The organism is Hydrogenophaga sp. IBVHS2 (genome assembly GCF_002127215.1).
Classification (GTDB): Bacteria; Pseudomonadota; Gammaproteobacteria; order Burkholderiales; family Burkholderiaceae_C; genus Hydrogenophaga.
This window is the reverse complement of sequence record NZ_NFUT01000006.1, coordinates 13,985-31,125: the sequence shown is the minus strand read 5'-3', so window position 1 is coordinate 31,125 and position 17,141 is coordinate 13,985. Positions and strand designations below refer to the sequence as shown.

General features: G+C 68.8%; 18 protein-coding genes. 4 read left to right on the top strand and 14 right to left on the bottom strand.

Annotated features, from left to right (window positions below; all coding sequences use genetic code 11):
• Positions 1–10: 10 nt before the first annotated feature.
• From flgK to flgB, 10 genes are read right to left on the bottom strand one after another with little or no spacing between them, the layout of a single operon-like run.
• Positions 11–1,927, bottom strand: coding sequence for a flagellar hook-associated protein FlgK (gene flgK / locus CAP38_RS13620; protein WP_086121978.1), 1,917 nt, complete (start codon positions 1,925–1,927; stop codon positions 11–13).
• Between the two features lie 25 nt (positions 1,928–1,952).
• Positions 1,953–2,789 (bottom strand): flagellar assembly peptidoglycan hydrolase FlgJ, encoded by an 837-nt coding sequence (flgJ, locus tag CAP38_RS13615; protein ID WP_086121977.1) that lies wholly within the window; start codon positions 2,787–2,789, stop codon positions 1,953–1,955.
• Positions 2,789–3,928: a flagellar basal body P-ring protein FlgI gene (locus CAP38_RS13610; protein ID WP_086121976.1), complete on the bottom strand. Its 1,140-nt coding sequence runs from the start codon at positions 3,926–3,928 to the stop codon at positions 2,789–2,791. Before CAP38_RS13610 ends, flgJ begins: the two co-directional genes overlap by 1 nt.
• 42 nt (positions 3,929–3,970) lie before the next feature.
• A complete protein-coding gene (locus CAP38_RS13605; protein WP_086121975.1) occupies positions 3,971–4,639 on the bottom strand; it encodes a flagellar basal body L-ring protein FlgH in 669 nt (222 codons plus the stop codon).
• Positions 4,640–4,660: 21 nt separating this feature from the next.
• Entirely contained in the window at positions 4,661–5,443 is a 783-nt protein-coding gene (gene flgG, locus CAP38_RS13600) for a flagellar basal-body rod protein FlgG (RefSeq protein ID WP_086121974.1), read from the bottom strand.
• Positions 5,444–5,454: 11 nt separating this feature from the next.
• Positions 5,455–6,192 carry a flagellar basal-body rod protein FlgF gene (gene flgF, locus CAP38_RS13595; RefSeq protein WP_086121973.1) on the bottom strand — a complete coding sequence of 246 codons (738 nt, stop codon included), beginning with the start codon at positions 6,190–6,192 and terminating at the stop codon, positions 5,455–5,457.
• A 35-nt stretch (positions 6,193–6,227) separates the two neighbouring features.
• Positions 6,228–7,442: a flagellar hook protein FlgE gene (flgE, locus tag CAP38_RS13590; protein WP_086121972.1), complete on the bottom strand. Its 1,215-nt coding sequence runs from the start codon at positions 7,440–7,442 to the stop codon at positions 6,228–6,230.
• Positions 7,443–7,482: 40 nt separating this feature from the next.
• A complete protein-coding gene (locus CAP38_RS13585; RefSeq protein ID WP_086121971.1) occupies positions 7,483–8,148 on the bottom strand; it encodes a flagellar hook assembly protein FlgD in 666 nt (221 codons plus the stop codon).
• Positions 8,149–8,159: 11 nt separating this feature from the next.
• Positions 8,160–8,564, bottom strand: coding sequence for a flagellar basal body rod protein FlgC (flgC, locus tag CAP38_RS13580; protein ID WP_086121970.1), 405 nt, complete (start codon positions 8,562–8,564; stop codon positions 8,160–8,162).
• Positions 8,565–8,575: 11 nt separating this feature from the next.
• Positions 8,576–8,977: a flagellar basal body rod protein FlgB gene (gene flgB / locus CAP38_RS13575; protein WP_086122156.1), complete on the bottom strand. Its 402-nt coding sequence runs from the start codon at positions 8,975–8,977 to the stop codon at positions 8,576–8,578.
• Between the two features lie 434 nt (positions 8,978–9,411).
• On the opposite strand from flgB, the gene flgA reads away from it, so the two are divergent.
• The 4 genes from flgA to CAP38_RS13555 all read left to right on the top strand — a co-directional run bounded on the left by flgA (position 9,412) and on the right by CAP38_RS13555 (position 11,796).
• Positions 9,412–10,155, top strand: a complete 744-nt coding sequence (gene flgA / locus CAP38_RS13570) for a flagellar basal body P-ring formation chaperone FlgA (protein WP_086121969.1) — start codon at positions 9,412–9,414, stop codon at positions 10,153–10,155.
• 228 nt (positions 10,156–10,383) lie between these two features.
• Positions 10,384–10,719: a flagellar biosynthesis anti-sigma factor FlgM gene (gene flgM / locus CAP38_RS13565; RefSeq protein WP_143435837.1), complete on the top strand. Its 336-nt coding sequence runs from the start codon at positions 10,384–10,386 to the stop codon at positions 10,717–10,719.
• A gap of 17 nt (positions 10,720–10,736) precedes the next feature.
• Complete coding sequence (locus CAP38_RS13560) at positions 10,737–11,096, top strand: hypothetical protein (protein ID WP_143435836.1); 360 nt, start codon at positions 10,737–10,739, stop codon at positions 11,094–11,096.
• Between the two features lie 121 nt (positions 11,097–11,217).
• The gene (locus CAP38_RS13555; protein ID WP_143435835.1) at positions 11,218–11,796 is read left to right on the top strand and encodes a hypothetical protein; all 579 of its coding nucleotides are present in this window, start codon (positions 11,218–11,220) and stop codon (positions 11,794–11,796) included.
• Positions 11,797–11,829: 33 nt separating this feature from the next.
• Here the strand turns inward: CAP38_RS13555 and CAP38_RS13550 are convergent, their stop codons facing one another.
• From CAP38_RS13550 to flhA, 4 genes are read right to left on the bottom strand one after another with little or no spacing between them, the layout of a single operon-like run.
• Entirely contained in the window at positions 11,830–12,546 is a 717-nt protein-coding gene (locus tag CAP38_RS13550; protein ID WP_086121965.1) for an RNA polymerase sigma factor FliA, read from the bottom strand.
• 2 nt (positions 12,547–12,548) lie between these two features.
• Positions 12,549–13,331, bottom strand: a complete 783-nt coding sequence (locus CAP38_RS13545) for a hypothetical protein (RefSeq protein WP_086121964.1) — start codon at positions 13,329–13,331, stop codon at positions 12,549–12,551.
• A complete protein-coding gene (gene flhF, locus CAP38_RS13540) occupies positions 13,324–14,838 on the bottom strand; it encodes a flagellar biosynthesis protein FlhF (RefSeq protein WP_086121963.1) in 1,515 nt (504 codons plus the stop codon). Before flhF ends, CAP38_RS13545 begins: the two co-directional genes overlap by 8 nt.
• Positions 14,835–16,913, bottom strand: a complete 2,079-nt coding sequence (gene flhA / locus CAP38_RS13535; RefSeq protein WP_086121962.1) for a flagellar biosynthesis protein FlhA — start codon at positions 16,911–16,913, stop codon at positions 14,835–14,837. Before flhA ends, flhF begins: the two co-directional genes overlap by 4 nt.
• Positions 16,914–17,141 lie beyond the last annotated feature (228 nt).

Below are 17,141 nucleotides of genomic sequence, written 5' to 3'. Positions count from 1 at the left end.
CTCAGACGGCTCAGCGGCCGACGGTCTGCAGCAGGCTGTCGAAGGTGCTCTGCGCGATCTGCAGGAACTTGGCCGACGCCTGATAGGCCTGCTGGAACTGCAGCAGCCGGGCGGCTTCCTCGTCGAGGTTGACGCCGGCCACACCGGCCCGCGCGGCCTCGGCGGTGGCGGCCACATTGCCCGAGAACTCGGCCGCGAACTGGGCGCCCTGCACCCGGGTGCCGATGTCGGAGAACAGGCTGACGTAGCCGTCGGCCAGCGACACGCCGTCGAAGGTGGCCAGGTCGCGCAGGGCCAGCACGGCGCTGGCATTGCCGGCGTTCTGGGCCAGGCCGTTGGCCGGCGATGCCTGCACCGCAAAGGTGTCGCCGGCGGTGGGGGCGCCGCGCAGGGTCAGGCTCCAGCCATTGACCTGAATGGACTCGCCGGGCGCGTAGTTGTAGACCGTGGCCGGGTTGGTGATGCTGGCGCCGCTCAGGGTGTAGGTGCCGGCGGCGCCGAAGGTGATGGTGACCGGGCTGGTGAGGTTGGCATCGGCCGCGGTGGCATACAGGCTCTCCACCGCCAGACTGCCGCTGTTGGTGGTGCCGGGTGTCACCGCCACCGGGCTGGCGGCGGCCAGCTTGTCGGGTGCGCCGATGGCCACCTGGATGTTGCGCGCGGCCCCCTCGAAGGGGCGGGCCCGGAAACGGTCGTTGGCCCCCAGCGCACCGCTGTCCAGGGTGAAGGTCAGGCCGTCCACCTCCAGAGGCAGCGCAGCGGTGGCCAGCGGCGGGTTGCCGAGCGGCGGGGTCGTGGTGTTGTCGGACAGGCGCACGATGCGCAGGCCGCCGGCCTCGGCGCGGATGTCGTAATCGGAGGCCTTGAGCGCCGTGGGGTCGGTGACGGTCACGCTGAAGGCCGCGGTGCCGGTGTTGGCCGGCGCGGCGATGGCCGCGATCGGCGGGGTGGGTGCAAAAAAGGGCTGGCCAGGCTGACCGGTGAGGTCCACGCCCAGGGCATGCTGGCTGTTGACGATGGTGGCGGTGGCCAGGGCCATGCGGCCGATCTGGTTCTGCGCTGCCGCCAGGTCTTCATTCAGGAAGCGCACCATGCCGGCCAGTTCGCCGCCGCCCAGGGCGGCCAGGCTGAGGTCCGTCTCGGTGTTGCCCTGCTTGAACGACACCTGGATGCGCGAGGTGTCCACCGGGTCGCGGGTGACGGCGAGCTGCGCCGGCTGCGCACCCAGCACCAGGGGCTGGCTGCCGCCCACGAACACATTGACCGTGCCGCTCTCGCCCGGCACGGTGGCGATCTTCACCAGCTTGCTCATCTGGGCCAGCAGCTGGTCGCGCGAATCGAGCAGGTCGTTGGGGGTGTGGGCACCACCGGCGTTCTCGATGATGCGCTGGTTGACCGCCGCCAGGTCCTTGGCCAGCCGGTTGACCGAATCCACCGTGGTCTGCACCTGCAGCTCGGTACCCTGCTTGAGCAGGTCGAGCTGGCCGGCGGTGTTGCGCAGGCGGCTGGCGAATTCGTCGGCGCGGGCAATGGTCACCACCCGGGCGGTCAGGTTGCTGGGCGCCGAGGTCACGTCGTTCCAGGCATTGAGCATGCTGTTGAGGGCCGTGCCCAGGCCGTTCTCGCCCATGGGGAAGGCCGATTCGAGCTGCTGCAGACGGGCCAGGCGCACGCTGTCGGCGGCCGCCGTGGAGCTGGTGGCCCGCGCCTCGCTGGTGAGGTAGGCGCTGTGGGTGCGCTCCACCGTGGCGATCTCCACGCCCTTGCCGAAGAAGCCGCTGCCCATGGCCTGGTAGCCCGAGCTCTGCAGCTGGATGTTCTGGCGCGAGTAGCCCTCGGTGTTGACGTTGGCAATGTTGTGGCCGATGACCTGCAGGGCCGCCAGGTTGGCATTGAGCGCGCGGGTGGCGATGTTGAGGGAGGACATGATGGTCTCGCGGGTGCCGGTGGGCTCAGGCCTGGGCGCGCTGCAGGCTCAGCGTGGTGTTGATGGCCCGGCTGAGCTTGGCGGCGTAGGCCGGGTCGGTCGCGTAGCCGCCGCGCTGCAGGGCCGTGGCAAAGCCCTGCACCGAGTGGCGCTGGGCCATGGCTTCTTCGTAGCGCGGGCTGTTGCCGATCAGGCGGGCGTAGTCGCGGAAGGAGTCGGCGTAGCTGTCGTAGGCCCGAAACTTGGCCTTGACCTTGCGCGGCTCGCCGTTGATGTATTCGGTGGTGGTGATCTCGGCCACCTTGCCCTTCCATCCCGGGCCGGCCTTGATGCCGAACAGGTTGAAGGACGGTGAGCCGTCGGCATGGCGGATCTCGCTGCGGCCCCAGCCGGTTTCGTGGCCGGCCTGGCCGATCATGAAGCCAGCCGGAATGCCGGCCTCGCGCTCCACCTGGGCGGCTGCCGCGCTGTGACGGCTCACGAAGTCGGCCTGGCGCGGACCGCCGCCGACCTTGTCGACCGTGCTGGGCACGGACGGTGCTGCCTGTGCACCCTGCATCTGCCGGCCGAGCTGCCGCTCGATCGCTTCCGACAGGCCACCGGGCATGCCGGCCAGGCTCACTGCGAGCTGCTGGTCCAGCAGGTCGGTGCCGAGGTTCTCGCCTTCGCTGTCCATCATGCCGGACTTCTGGGTCGCCTCGCGCATGCTCTTGATGAGCTCGCGCATGAACAGCGACTCGAACTGCTTGGCCGCCTCCTTCAGGGCGGCGCGGTCCTGCCCCTGTCCCGCCAGCGCCTTCAGGCCACCGAGCGCGGTGGGGTCGGCCGCCAGGCCGGAGGGCATGAGCGGGCTGGTGTGCATCAGATCACCTCCAGCTCGGCATTGAGCGCACCCGAGGCCTTGATCGCCTGCAGGATGGCCAGCAGGTCCTGCGGCGTGGCGCCCAGGCTGTTGAGCGCCTTGACCACGTCGGACAACTGGGCGGCCGGCCCCATCTGGATCAGCGAACCCTTGTCCTGGCTGATCTGGATGTTGGCCTGCTCGGCGACCACCGTCTGCCCGTTGGACAGCGGGTTGGGCTGGCTGATGACCGGGGTGGAGCTGATGCTCACCGACAGGTTGCCGTGGGCCACGGCGCACGGGCCCAGGGTGACGGCCTGGTTCATGGCGATGGAGCCGGTGCGCGAGTTGATGACCACCTTGGCGGTGGGAATGGCGGCGTCCAGGCGCACGTCTTCCACCCGGGCCAGGAAGGCCACGCGGCTGTTCGGGTCGGCCGGTGCACGCAGGCGCACCACGCGGCCGTCCACCGCGCTGGCGGTGCCGGCACCGAAGGCCTTGTTGATGGCGTCGGTGACGCGGCTGGCGGTGGTGAAGTCGTTGCTCTGAAGGCCCAGGTCGATGGTCTCGCCGAGCGCGAACGGCGTGGCCACCGCCCGCTCGACCTGACCGCCGCCCGGGATGCGGCCGGCGCTCAGGTGGTTGATCTGCACCTTGCTGCCGCCGGCCGAGGCGCCGGCGCCGCCCACCAGCAGGTTGCCCTGGGCCAGCGCATAGATTTCGCCGTCGGCGCCCTTGAGCGGGGTGGCGATCAGGGTGCCGCCGCGCAGCGACTTGGCATTGCCCATGGAGGACACGGTCACGTCGATGGCCTGGCCCGGCTGCGCGAAGGCAGGAAGCTCGGCGGTGACCAGTACTGCCGCGATGTTCTTGAACTGGGGATTGACGCCCGGCGGCAGGGTCAGGCCCAGCTGCTGCAGGTAGTTGGCCATGCCCTGGCTGGTGTAGGGCATCTGGGTGGTCTGGTCGCCGGTGCCGTCCAGGCCGACCACCAGGCCGTAGCCGGTCAGCTGGTTGGTGCGCACGCCCTGCACGGCGGCGATTTCCTTGACCCGGATCGACTGCGCTGCGGCAGGCAGGGCCGTGGCCACGGCGGTGGCGGCGAGCACCACCAGCGCGAAAGATCGGCTCAAGTTCTGCAGCAGAGGGACGATATTCATCTCAGTACACCCGATGGAAGACAGCCCCATTGTGGGCAGGGATCAGAACGGGATAACGCTCAAAAAGAACCGCGCCAACCAGCCAATTACCATGGCGTCGCCCTGCGCGCCGCGATTGCGCGACTCGATGCGGGCATTGGCCACCTGGGTGGAGGCCACCACATTGCCCGGGCGGATGGTGCGCGGATCGATGGTGCCGGAGAAGCGCATCACGTCCACGTTGGCATTCACGCCGATCTGCTTCTCGCCCACCACCAGCAGGTGGCCGTTGGGCAGCACTTCCTGCACCGTGGCGGTGATGGAGCCGTTGAAGGTGTTGTTGGCCTGGTTCTTGCCGTCGCCGGAGAAGCTGTTCTCCGACTGGGCACCCACGTCCAGCTTGCCCAGCGTGGCGCCCTTGAGGAACGGGAAGGCGGTGATGCCGGCCGACACATCCGCGCTGCGGTCGATCGAGGCCGACGAGTTCTGGCTGGCCGTCACCCGCTCGGTGATCTGGATGGTCACGATGTCGCCCGGCAGACGGGCCCGCGCATCCTCGAAACCCGGCCGGTAGGTGGCGGGCCGGAACAGGCTGCCGCTGGGCACGCCCTGGGCCTGCGGCGTCTGGGCATATTCCACCGGCCTGGTGGGCGCAACGTCCACCTTGGGTTGCATGGTTTCGCAGCCGGCCAGCAGGGCGGTGGCACAGAGCACAAGAGCGATGCGTTGCATGAGGTACCTCGGCAGGATGGATCAGAGCTGGCTCAGGCGCTGCAGCATCTGGTCGGACGTCTGGATGGCCTTGGAGTTCATCTCGTAGGCACGCTGGGTCTGGATCATGGACACCAGCTCCTGAACCACGTTCACGTTGGAGGCTTCATTGAAGCCCTGCATCAGGTTGCCCATGCCGGCGGTGCCCGGGTTGCCGTTGATGGGGTTGCCCGAGGCCACGCTTTCGCGGTAGAGGTTCTGGCCCAGCGGCTCCAGACCGGCCGGGTTGATGAAGTTGGCCAGCTCCAGCACGCCCACCTGGGCCGGCGCGGTGGTGCCGGGCAGCTTGGCGCTGACGATGCCGTCGCCCGAGATGGTGATGCTGGTGGTGTCGGCCGGCAGCGTGATGCCGGCGCTCAGCGGATAGCCGCTGTTGGTGACCAGCTGGCCCTGGGCATTGAGCTGGAACGAGCCGTCGCGGGTGTAGGCGGTGGTGCCGTCGGGCATCTGCACCTGGAAGAAGCCCTGGCCATTGATGGCCACGTCCAGCGCGTTGCCCGACTGCTGCAGGCTGCCCTGGGTGAACGAGCGCGAGGTGGCCACGGTGCGCACGCCCAGACCGATCTGCAGACCGGTGGGCAGCTCGGCCTGCTGGTCCGCGTTGGCGCCCACCTGCCGCAGGTTCTGGTACATGAGGTCTTCGAAGACGGCGTTGGACCGCTTGAAGCCGTTGGTGGAGACGTTGGCCAGGTTGTTCGAGATGACGTCGAGCTGGGTCTGCTGCGCGGTCATGCCGGTCTTGGAAATCAGCAGGGAATTGATCATGGCGGTGTCCTTTATCCGTTGAGGCTCAGCAGCTGGCTGGCGGTCTGGTCGTTCTTCTCGCCGTTCTGCAGCATGCGCATCTGCACCTCGAACTGGCGGGCCACGGCGATCATCCCGACCATGGCTTCAATGGGGTTCACGTTGGAGCCTTCGAGGGCCCCGTCCTGCAGGCGGGCCACGTCGCTGGCCGGCAGCGGATCGCCGCCCGGGGTGCGGAACAGGCCGTCCTCGCTGCGCCGGATTGGGTTGTCGGCATCGGGCACCACCATCTTCAGGCGGCCCACCACCTGGCCCGGCTCGTTGCCCACCCGGGCACTCACCGAGCCGTCGGCGGCGATGTCGACCCGGGCATTGGCCGGAATGGTGATGGTCCCGCCGTCGCTGAGCATGGGCAGGCCCGAGGCGCCCACCAGCGTGCCTTCGGGGTTGACCTCCAGCGAGCCGGCGCGGGTGTAGGCCTCGGTGCCGTCCAGCCCCTGCACCGCAAAGTAGGCGTTGCCGCGCGCGGCCACATCCAGGTTGCGGCCGGTCTGGCTCACGCTGCCCGGCAGGTCGGAATGGGTCGCCGTGGCCTCCACCGCGAACACCCGGGTGCTGGCGCCATCGCCGCGGATGGGCACGGCGCGGAAGGTGGACATCTCGGCCCGGAAGCCGGGCGTGGACACGTTGGCCAGGTTGTTGGCCAGCACCTGCTGCCGGTACTGGGCCGCACTGGCGCCGGTCATGGCGGTGTAGATCATGCGGTCCATGGGGACTCCTGCGGGTCAGTGGCTCAGGCCGGGGTTCAACGCATGTTGAGCAGGGTGGTCAGCACCTGGTCCTGCGTCTTGATGGTCTGGGCGTTGGCCTGGTAGGCGCGCTGGGCGGTCATCATGTTGACCAGCTCGGCGGTGATGTCGACGTTCGAGTCCTCCAGCGCACCCGAACGCAGGGCGCCGAAGTTGCCGGTGCCCGGCTCGCCGTGCAGCGCCTCGCCGGACGCGAAGGTGGCCTGCCAGTTGCCGCCGCCGGTGGGCTGCAGGCCCTGGGCATTGCGGAAGTTCACCAGCGCCACCTGGCCGGCAGCGCGGGTCTGGCCGTTGGAGTACTGGCCGGTGACCACGCCGTTCTCGCCGATCTTCAGGCCGATGAACTGGCCCGGCTGGTAGCCGTCCTGGGTGAGGTTGGTCACCGCGAAGCTGGTGCCGAACTGGGTGATCTCCTCCAGGTTCAGCGTGGCATTGAAGGTGCCGTTGGGCGAGGTCATGGCCACCGTGGCCGGATCGGGCGTGACGGTGTTGAAGGTGCCGTCGGCGTTGAAGGTGACGTCGATGAAGGGGCTGGTGGCGGCATCGGGCGGGGTGCCGTCGCCGCTGGTGTAGATGCGCCAGGCGTTGTTGCCGGTCTTGGTGAAGGCCATGGACACCGGCACCTCGATGCCCTGCGCGTCGTAGCCGATCAGCGAGGTGCCGTAGGTGGACAGCGGCGGCGTGTTGGTGGCGGCGTTGTAGACCGCGGCACGCGCGTCCAGGTTGAACTCGGCCGTGATGCCGGCGGTCTGGCGGGCCGGGATCGGGCCGCCGGTGGGCAGGGTCAGCGGGCCGGTCTCGAAGCTCAGCCGGTTGCCGGCCTCGTCGGTGGGATAGCCCATGAGTTGGGCGCCCATGTTGGTGACGATGCCGCCATCGCGGTCCAGCTTGAACTGGCCGGCCCGGCTGTAGGCGGTGCTGCCGTTGGGCATGGTCAGCTCGAAGAAGCCCGAGCCGTTGATGGCCACGTCCAGGTCGCTGCCGGTCACCGTGATGTTGCCCTGGGTGAACTGCTGGGTCACGGCGGTCAGCGCCACGCCGATGCCGGAGTTCACGCCACCGGCCGCATTGACCGAGCTGGCATAGAGCTCGCCGAACTCGGCGCGCGAGGCCTTCATGCCCACCGTGTTGCCGTTGGCGATGTTGTGGCCGATGACGTCGAGGTTCTTGCTCGCACTGTTCAGGCCGGAGAGTCCTTGCTGGAATGCCATGGGAGTGTCCTTTGAAGATGAAGCGGGGGGTGGCGGGGCGTCACATGAAGCTGCTGACCTGGTCGTACGCCAGGCTGCGGCCGTCCTGCAGCTGCAGGCTCATGGCGCCGTTGGTCATGCCGGTGGCCGTGACGGTCAGACGGCTGTAGCTGGTGGCATTGACCGGCTGGCCGCCATTGGCGGCGCGCACCTTGAAGCCGGCCACACGGGTCGGGTCGGTGCCGGTGCCGTTCCAGTTGAAGGAGTGCTGGCCGGCGGTGAGCGCACCGAAGTCCAGCGTGTCGATCACGCCGCCCGCCTTGTCCAGCACATCCACCTGCACCGAGGACGCCGGGGCATCGATGCGGAAGGCCGCCTTGCCCACATTGCCGTCGAAGCCGAACTGGGTGCCGGTCACCAGCGCCTCGCGGCCGATGAGCGAGGTGCCCTGCAGCGACTGCATCAGCCCGAACTGGCTGGCCATGCCCTTGAGCGTCTCGTTGAGCTGCTGGATGCCGCTGACCGTGTTGATCTGCGTCATCTGCGTCGTCATTTGCGCGTTGTCCATCGGGTTCATCGGATCCTGGTTGTTGAGCTGCGCGACCAGCAGCTTGAGGAACCGGTCCTGGGTGGCCGCGGCATCGGTCTGTGCCGTGGCCGCCTTGGCGGTGGAACTGCCCACGGCAGATCCGAGGTTGGTGAGGTCCAGGGGTTGGGCCAGCATCATGGTGTTTCTCCTCAACTGCCCATCTGCAGCGTCTTGAGCAGCAGGGACTTGGCGGTGTTCATCACCTCGACGTTGTTCTGGTACGAACGCGAGGCCGAAATCATGTTGACCATCTCTTCCACCGGATTCACGTTGGAGTGGGTCACGTAGCCCTCGGCATCCGCACTGGGATGCGTGGGGTTGTGTTCACGGCGGCCCGGGGCCTCGTTCTCGGTGATGTCGCGCACCTTCACGCCGGCGTTGGCCTTGCCCCCCATGTCGAGCGACTGGAACACCACCTGGCGCGCCTTGTAGGCCTTGCCATCGGGGCCGGCCACCGCGTCCGCGTTGGCCAGGTTGCTGGCCACCACGTTGAGCCGCTGGGCCTGCGAACTGATCGCGCTGCCCGAGACATTGAAGATGCCGAACATGGACATGGTGTGCCTCCTTACTGGCCGGTGATGGCGCTGAGCATGGTCTTCACATGCCCGTTGATGAAGCGCAGCGTGGACTCGTAGCGGATGCTGTTGTCCACGAACGCTGCGCGCTCGCGGTCCAGGTCCACCGTGTTGCCGTCCTGGCTGGGCTGGCTCTGCACCGAATAGCCCAGCTTGGGATCGCGCGGATCGGCGGTGCCGCTGCGGATGTGGCGGGCGTCGGTCAGGGCCACGTCGCCGCGTGCGGGTGCGCCCGAGACGTTGCGCAGCGCCTGGGCGAAGTCGAAATCGCGCGCCTTGTAGCCGGGCGTGTCGGCGTTGGCGATGTTGCTGGCCAGCACTTGCTGGCGTTGTGCGCGCAGGACCAGCGAATTCGCATGGAAGTCCAGGCGGGCGGTCATCTGTTCCAGCATGGTCACCTCGAAACGGTGGGTATCGGGCCCACCCGGCAGGCGCACGGGCGGGGGTTCGAGGTGATTGTGGGAATTCTTGAGGGTGGCCAATCCCCCGAACAAAGGGGGTGTTGCCCCTCTGTTTCTGCCGTTCAGTTCACAGCCTGACGTGTGCAGCCCGCTTCTGTACGGTTGGCAGCAGGCGCGACCGTGGCGACCTGGCGGTTTCGTTGGAACCAGGAGCAACCGACAGGCTGCGCCGACGCGCTGGAGGGGCTGGAATGGTGAGGCGCAGGGGACTCCTGGCTTTGTCACCGACCCAAAGATTGAATCCAGACCAGAACATCACCCATCCAGCACACACGGAATACACCGCCGTCCCGGCGCAGAACCGGCCGGTGATGTGGGCGCTTTTCCAGCCTTTGGCCCGCACGGTCCGGACCTACAGTGCAGGCATGAAATCCGGTCCGTCCTTCGCCCGCTGCCTGTCCACCGCCGCCCTGGTGCTGGCGCCCCTGTCCTGGGCCCAGAGCCCGCCGAACGCCCCATCGCCCGGCCCCAACAACGGCCTGGAGCAGATGGCCAGGGACTTCCTGCAACCGGCGCTCGGCCAGTCCATCGGCGGCGAAGCCGGCGTGAAGCTGCGCCCGGAAGTCGTCATGGGCCAGCTCGACAGCCGCCTGCGCCTGGCCCCCTGCGGCGCCATCGAACCCTACCTGCCCCCCGGCACCCGGCTGTGGGGCCGCAGCAAGGTCGGCCTTCGCTGTGTGGACGGCATCAGCCGCTGGAACGTATTCGTGCCGGTCACGGTCAAGGCCTGGGGACCGGCCTGGGTGATGAAGTCCAACGTGCCGGCCGGCGAAACCCTGAACGCGGACCATGCCGAACAGACCGAGGTGGACTGGGCCGCCCACCCCTCGCCGGTTCTGGCCACCCCCCAGCGCTGGATCGGCCACCAGGCGGCCTATCCGCTGCAGGCCGGTCAGCCGCTGCGCGAGAACATGGTGCGGGCTCCGCAGGCCTTCGAGGCCGGGGCCCAGGTCAAGGTCAGCAGCGGCGGCGCCGGCTTCTCCATTTCGGTGGTGGGCCAGGCGGTGGCCGCTGCCCGGGTGGGCGAACCTGCCCGGGTGCGCCTGCCCAACGGCCGGGTGGTCACCGGCACGGTGCGGCCGGACCAGACGGTCAGCATCGACCTGTAACCGCCGCCCGGCGGCGGCAAAACCCGCAACTGGCCGGTTTTGCCCCGGTTGTTCGCCGGATTGCCCCCGCGCCGGGGCATCTACAGTCACTCCAAGGGTCGCTTCCGTCGTTCGGGGCGACCCGTCGGCGTCCCCTTCAAAAAAACCTCGGCAAAAGGCCTCAAGTTCCCGCCCGGACAGACGATAGTTCCTGCACAGAGCCCCCGAACAGGGGGTGTGGAGCGTGACATGAAGATCGAATCAACCCCGGATTCCTACATCGGCTCGGTGGCTGGCGGCCCCAACAAGGCAACGCCCACCACGGCGGGCGAAGCCGCTGCGGCCGGCGCGGCGTCGTCGGCTGCGGCCGCCAAGCCGCAGGCCGGTGTGCAGGTGACGCTGTCCAGCGCCACCCAGTCGCTCTCGGCCACCGGTTCGGGCAGCAGCGACGTGTTCAACGCCGAGAAGGTCGAGGCCATGAAGCAGGCCATTGCCAATGGCTCGTTCCAGGTGAACGCCGAAGCCATTGCCGACAAGATGCTGGCCAACGCCGCCGAAATGCTCAACGGCGCCCGCAGCGCCTGATCCAAGGAGTGATGCCCATGCCCGCAGCTGCCCTGTCCCACCCCTGGATCCTGCAACTGCAGGGCGCACTGGACGCGCTCGAAAAATCCCTCATGGTCGGCGATGCGCCGGCCGTGGAAACCGCCAGCGCCCAGGTGCAGGCCATCCTGAACCACGCCCCCCGCACCGCCGAATTCCAGGCCGCAGGCAGCACGCTGGTCCGTGACCTGCCCGCCGCCGCCCAGCGCTTTGCCATGCTGCGCCAGGCCGTGCTGCGCGCCCAGGCCCAGAGCCAGCGCGCCCTGGGCAGCCTGATCCCCGAGGCCGTGTCCACGCCGGTCTACGGCCGCACCGGCCAGGGCAGCGTGAGCCCCCGCCGGGGCTACCTCAGCGCCTGACAGGCGCGCGGACAGCGATCGGAGATCGGCTGTCCCAGGGTCTGACGGACCCATGCAACATCCGGCTGGGAAGGGTTACCCATCGGGATCGTCCTTCGGGACATCCACCCCGGGAGCCCCCATGAACCCCATTGGAAACAGCATCCGCCGCATGGCCCGATCGTTGCGGCGCGACGCGCAGACACCTCTTGATGCCCGGCCCCGGACGGACCTGGTCGCCGATGCCCGGCAGACCTTCGCCAGGCAGCTGTGGCGGCACCGGCCAGTGGAACGGATGGGTGTGATGGACGCGGAGTTTCTGGACACGGATCTCCGCTTTGAAGGGGTCAAGACCCTTCTGGACATGTCGCTGCCAAAGCAGCGCCACAACCGCCACGAGCGAAGCCAGCTGCTCGACCACAACGGGTTCGGCGGGCCTTGTCTGAAGGAAGCGATCGAAAGCCGGATCAGCGCCCTGCGCAGCGACGCCGCCGAGTTTCCCGTTCCCGCCAAGGGTGCCGCCACGGCAGACGACGTGCGGACCGCACGGCGCTTCCTGAATGCCGTCCAGGAGCAACTCACGGGTCTTGAGGCGTTGATGTCGTTGCCCGACAAGGGCCTTTCGGCCCGCCGCAAGGCACACATCCGCGAATCGATCGTCCGCATGAAAAATGCCCTGGCGCAGGGCGAGGTGCTATTCCCGAACCCGAAGGCTGGCTGAAGCCCGGCAAGGCGCCGCGCTGCGGGGCTTCGGTCAATGCTCGCGCAGCTTGGCCCGCAGCCGGGCAATGGACTGGCTGTGCAGCTGGCAGATGCGCGATTCGGTCACGCCCAGCACGGCGGCGATTTCCTTGAGGTTCATGTCATGCTCGTAGTACATCGACATGATCTGCTGCTCGCGCTCGGGCAGGCCCTTGATGGCGGCCACCAGGGCCATGCGCATGCGCTGGTCCTGCAGCACGGCCGAGGGGTCGACCTCGGTCTCGCCCATGTGGCGGTCCAGGAAACTGTCGTCGTCGTCCGAGCCGCCGCTGATGTCTTCCAGGTACACCAGCTGGGTGCCGCGCACCTTGGCCAGCAGGCTCTGGTAGTCGGCCAGGCTCATGCCCATTTCCTGGGCGATCTCGCTCTCCATGGGGGAGCGGTGCAGCTTCTGCTGCAGCCGGTTGACCGCCTGTTCGATGTCCTTCTGGCTCTTGCGCGAACCGCGCGACATCCAGTCGCCGTCGCGCAGCTCGTCGAGCATGGCGCCGCGGATGCGCTGGCTGGCGAAGGTCTCGAACTGCACGCCCTGCGAGGGCTCGAAGCGGGCAATGGCTTCGGTCAGGCCGATCATGCCGACCTGGATCAGATCGTCGAGCTCCACACTGGGCGGCAGCTTGGCGATCATGTGGTGGGCCAGGCGGCGCACCAGCGGGGCGTATTGGCGCAGCTGGGCGTCGCGGTTGAGCGTGCCTTTGGCGGTGTACATCGTCAGCTCCAGAGAAAACGGCCGGGTCCGCGCGCATGGGCGGGCTCTGCGGCAGGGGCGTTCGGGTGGGCAGGGCTCGGTGCCACCTGGGCCACCACCGGAATGCGGGCCACCCAGGATTCGGCGCTCCAGACCGACCACTCCACATTCAGGTGGCGGCGGGCGCAGTCGGTCACGGTGAGGGTGGTGCGCTCGCCGGCTGGGTCCTGCTGCAGCGGGCACAGCACCGGCTGCAGGCCGGCAAAGTGCAGCAGCTTGGCGGCGGCGTAGGTGTCCAGGCCGGCCTGGGCCGGGCCGACCACCGGCACCATGGCGTGGGCGCCGGTGTCGCACAGCAGCTCGCCCAGGGCGGCCGCAGGCGCGAACAGCAGCACCACCACGTCGGCGGCAAACGGGGCCAGCAGCCGGGAGAGCGCGGCGCGCGGACCGCCGGCACGGGCGGTGTCGAGCAGCCGTTCCAGGCCCAGGGCAGCCGGCAGCACCAGCCATTCGGCGTCGTCCAGCGGGCGCTCGAGCTGCACCACCGAGGGATCGATGAGGGCCCGCAGCAGGCCCAGGGGCAGATCGCGGCTGCCACCGGTGCGGTGCAGGGCGGGTTGTTCGGCGGCGGTGGCGTCCAGCACGGCCACGGCATGGCCGGCAGCGCTCAGGCGGGCAGCGACTTCGCACAGCCAGTCGTACGACTGGGCCGGGCGGGCGCTGCTGGCCAGCGGCATCAGCAGGGCACTGCCCGACAGGGCTGCGCCCTGCAGGCCGGCCGCCTGGTGGGTGCCGGGCTCAAACACGGACGCCTCCGAGCTGGATGCCGGCCGCGTTGTTGGCCTGGGCAAAGTAGTAACCCAGGTCGTCGGGCACCGGGTCGTGGGCGGCCTTGGTCTGCGCGCCCATGGACAGGCGGACCAGGGCGGCGGCGTCGGGGTTCTGCCAGTCTTCGGGCACGCGCTGGCCGTTGGCCACGCCGCGCAGCACCGCCTGGTGGCGGATCAGGGCATCGAGCACCGGGCCGAGCTTGGCGGCTTCGTCCACCTTGGACATCACCACACCGTGCAGGCCGCCGACCTTGAACGAGGCCATGACCTCGTCCAGCGTGTCGCCGTGGGCACCGGCGTTGAGCACCATGACCTTCTTGATGCCGGGCTGGTCGAGCACGTCGAGCATGTCCTGGATGCGCTGGTCGCGCTGGCCCAGGCCGGCGGTGTCGATGATGACCAGGCGCTTGCCCGAGAGCAGGTTGAGCAGGTCCTTCAGGGCCGCGCGGTCGTGGGCCAGGTGGGCCACCACGCCAAGCATGCGGCCATAGGTGCGCAGCTGCTCGTAACCGGAGACGCGGTAGGTGTCCAGGGTGATCAGGCCCACGCTGCCGGCGCCGTACTGCTTGACGCACTGGGCGGCCATCTTGGCGGCGGTGGTGGTCTTGCCCACGCCGGTGGCGCCGATCAGGGCCACCACACCGCCCTCTTCCACCAGGCCGGCGCCCGGCGCTGCCACCTTGAGGTTGCGGGTCAGCACGTCCATCACCCAGCGCACCGCTTCGGCCGGGCCGGCTTCGGTGGGCACGCGCTCCAGCACGGCACGGGCCATGGAGGGCGAGTAGCCAGCGCGGATGAGCTTGTGCATCAGCTGCGACTGGATCGGGTTCTGGCGCGAGGATCCAATCCAGGCCAGGGTGTTGAAGCGCTCCTCGATCATTTCGCGCAGGGCCGAGATCTCGACCGCCATGCGGTTGTTCTCGTCCTTGGGGAAGCGGGCCGGCTCGGAATGGGCCCAGGCCGCTTCTTCGCGGGTGCGGATCGGCTGCGGGGCGGGCGCCATGGTGATGGGACCGCTGGGGGCGTTGAAGCGCTGCACCGGGATGGCGGGGGCGGCGGGCTGGGCCACCGGGCGGGCCACCGGCTGCGCTGCGGCGCGCTCGGCGGGGCGGGCGGCGTCCTGCACCGGGGCGGCGGCGGCGCCCATTTCCTCGCGGCGCTTGCGCAGCATGCGTTCGCGCACATAGTCCTGGAACGACAGGGTGCTCATGGCCAGGGCTTCGGTGTCGCTCTCGACCGACTGGCTGGCGGGGGCGGCGCTGCGGGCCTGCGGGGCGGGCTGCACCACCGGCTGGGCCGCCGGCTGCGGCAGGCCGCGGGCGGCGCCGGTCAGGGTGGCCAGGCTTTCTTCGGCCGCGGCCATCACTTCAAAACCCTCGGCGGTGTTGCGGGAGGACAGGATCACCGCGCTGTCGCCCAGGGCCCGGCGGGCCTTGGACATGGCTTCACGCGAGGTGGGGGCAAGGAATCGCTGGATGTTCATGCTGCAAGCTCTCCAAGAATCGGGCCGATGCGGATCAGGTGGGTTTCAGGAATCTCGCCATGCGCCAGCACCTGCAGTCGAGGTGCTGCGCGGCGCAGCAGGCGGGCCATGGCGGTGCGGATGGCGTCGGGCACCAGCAGGCAGGCGGGCACGCCCTTTTCTTCCTGCCGGATGGCGATGTCGGTGGCGGATTTGCTCAGCATCTCGGCCACACCGGGGTCCAGCGCGGCGCCGCCCTGGCCGGTGAGGGCCTGCATCAGCAGCCGCTCCAGGCCGGGCTCGATGGCGATCACTTCCAGTTCCTTCACCGGGCCGTAGATCTGCTGGACGATGGCCGGGGCCAGGGCCAGGCGCACGCGGCGGGCCAGTTCGGCCGGGTCGGTGACGCTGGGGGCGTGTTCGGCGATCGCCTCGATGATGGTGCGGATGTCGCGCACATGCACCCCTTCTTCCAGCAGCAGCTGCAGGACTTTCTGGAAGGTGGCGACCGGGATCATTTTGGGGACGACTTCTTCGATGAGCTTGGGGGCCAGGCGGGTCACGTGTTCGACCAGGTCCTGGGTCTCGGTCCGGCTGAGCAACCGCGCGGCCTGGACTTGCATCAAGTGTGAGAGATGGGTGGCCAGCACGGTCTCGGAATCAACGACCGTAAAACCGGCCATTTGCGCGCTCTCCTTCTGCTTCTCGTCGATCCAGTGCGCGGGCAGGCCGAAGGCGGGGTCGGTGGTGGGGGTGCCGATCAGCGGGGTGCCGATGCCGCCCGGATCGATGGCCAGGAACATGCCGGGGAACACCTCGCCCTGGCCCACCACCACGCCGCGCAGGGTGATGCGGTAGGCGCTGGGGTGCAGCTCCAGGTTGTCGCGCACATGCACCGGCGGGGGGAGGAAGCCCACGTCCTGGGCGAATTTCTTGCGCACACCCTTGATGCGGGTCAGCAGGTCGCCCGAGCGGGTCTTGTCCACCAGGGCGATCAGGCGGTAACCGAGTTCCAGGCCCAGCAGGTCGATGGGCTGCAGGTCGTCCCAGGTGGCTTCGCCGTCGGGGGCCGGGGCGGCCGGGGTGTCATCGGCCACCGGCTTGAGCGACTGCTGGTGGCGCCACCAGGCCAGGCCACCGGTGAGCGCGGCGAAGGCCAGGAAGAACACATGCGGCATGCCGGGAATCACACCGAGCAGGAACAGCACGCCGGCGGTCACGCCCAGCACCCGGGTGGACAGGAACATCTGTTCCACCACCTGGGCACCCAGGTCTTCGTCCTTGCCCACGCGCGACACCACCATGGCGGCGGCCACCGAGATCAGCAGGGAGGGAATCTGGGCCACCAGCGCGTCGCCCACGGCCAGCAGGATGTAGCTGTCGGCGGCCTGGCCGGCCGACAGGTTGTGCTGGACCATGCCGATGATCAGGCCGCCGACGATGTTGATGATCAGGATCAGGATGCCGGCGATCGCATCGCCGCGCACGAACTTGGAGGCACCGTCCATGGAGCCGAAGAACTCGGCCTCCTCGCCCACCTCGGCGCGGCGGCGCTTGGCCTCCTTCTCGTCGATCAGGCCGGCGCCCAGGTCGGCATCGATGGCCATCTGCTTGCCGGGCATGGCGTCCAGGGTGAAGCGGGCCGACACCTCGGCAATGCGCTCCGAGCCCTTGGTGATCACCACGAAGTTGATCACCACCAGGATGATGAACACCACGAAACCGACCGCGAAGTTGCCCCCGATGAGGAAGTGGCCGAAGGCCTCGATCACCGCGCCGGCGGCGCCCGGGCCGGTGTGGCCTTCGAGCAGCACCACCCGGGTGGAGGCCACGTTGAGCGACAGGCGCAGCAGCGTGGTGAGCAGCAGCACCGTGGGAAACACCGAGAAGTCCAGCGGCCGCTTCATGTAGGCGGCCACCATCATCACGATCAGGGCGAGCGCGATGTTGAGGGTGAAGAAGGTGTCCAGCAGCCAGGGCGGCAGGGGCAGCACCATCATGGACAGGATGGTGATCACCAGCATGGGGGCGGCCAGGCCACCGGCCCAGCCGGCATTGCGGCGGAACCATTGCTGCAGGGGCTCGAGAGCGTTCATGCAGCGATTGTGAAAATCTTGAGGGTTGGCGATCGCGGGAAAAGCAGGGGGAAAACGGCCAGATCGGACGCTGTGCGGGCGGACGACGGCCGACCCCGGCGTTGCCCCCCATCACGGCGCGCCGGACGGGTGTTGAGTCGTGACCAATTCGTCAAGGTTTCGGCGGCCACGGAACAGGCGGCCCCGCCCTGCGTACCCACGGGCTCCGGCCCTTCCGCTGCCCCCTCG

Coding starts and splice junctions, on each gene's coding strand:
- flgJ (WP_086121977.1), bottom strand. CDS start 2,789: ATGCACACCAGCCCGCTCATGCCCTCCGGCCTGGCGGCCGACCCCACC.
- CAP38_RS13585 (WP_086121971.1), bottom strand. CDS start 8,148: ATGATGCTGGCCCAACCCCTGGACCTCACCAACCTCGGATCTGCCGTG.
- flgK (WP_086121978.1), bottom strand. CDS start 1,927: ATGTCCTCCCTCAACATCGCCACCCGCGCGCTCAATGCCAACCTGGCG.
- flgC (WP_086121970.1), bottom strand. CDS start 8,564: ATGTCCATGTTCGGCATCTTCAATGTCTCGGGCAGCGCGATCAGTTCG.
- flgA (WP_086121969.1), top strand. CDS start 9,412: ATGAAATCCGGTCCGTCCTTCGCCCGCTGCCTGTCCACCGCCGCCCTG.
- CAP38_RS13550 (WP_086121965.1), bottom strand. CDS start 12,546: ATGTACACCGCCAAAGGCACGCTCAACCGCGACGCCCAGCTGCGCCAA.
- flgE (WP_086121972.1), bottom strand. CDS start 7,442: ATGGCATTCCAGCAAGGACTCTCCGGCCTGAACAGTGCGAGCAAGAAC.
- CAP38_RS13560 (WP_143435836.1), top strand. CDS start 10,737: ATGCCCGCAGCTGCCCTGTCCCACCCCTGGATCCTGCAACTGCAGGGC.
- CAP38_RS13555 (WP_143435835.1), top strand. CDS start 11,218: ATGAACCCCATTGGAAACAGCATCCGCCGCATGGCCCGATCGTTGCGG.
- CAP38_RS13605 (WP_086121975.1), bottom strand. CDS start 4,639: ATGCAACGCATCGCTCTTGTGCTCTGTGCCACCGCCCTGCTGGCCGGC.
- flgG (WP_086121974.1), bottom strand. CDS start 5,443: ATGATCAATTCCCTGCTGATTTCCAAGACCGGCATGACCGCGCAGCAG.
- flhA (WP_086121962.1), bottom strand. CDS start 16,913: ATGAACGCTCTCGAGCCCCTGCAGCAATGGTTCCGCCGCAATGCCGGC.
- flgB (WP_086122156.1), bottom strand. CDS start 8,977: ATGCTGGAACAGATGACCGCCCGCCTGGACTTCCATGCGAATTCGCTG.
- flgF (WP_086121973.1), bottom strand. CDS start 6,192: ATGGACCGCATGATCTACACCGCCATGACCGGCGCCAGTGCGGCCCAG.
- CAP38_RS13610 (WP_086121976.1), bottom strand. CDS start 3,928: ATGAATATCGTCCCTCTGCTGCAGAACTTGAGCCGATCTTTCGCGCTG.
- flgM (WP_143435837.1), top strand. CDS start 10,384: ATGAAGATCGAATCAACCCCGGATTCCTACATCGGCTCGGTGGCTGGC.
- flhF (WP_086121963.1), bottom strand. CDS start 14,838: ATGAACATCCAGCGATTCCTTGCCCCCACCTCGCGTGAAGCCATGTCC.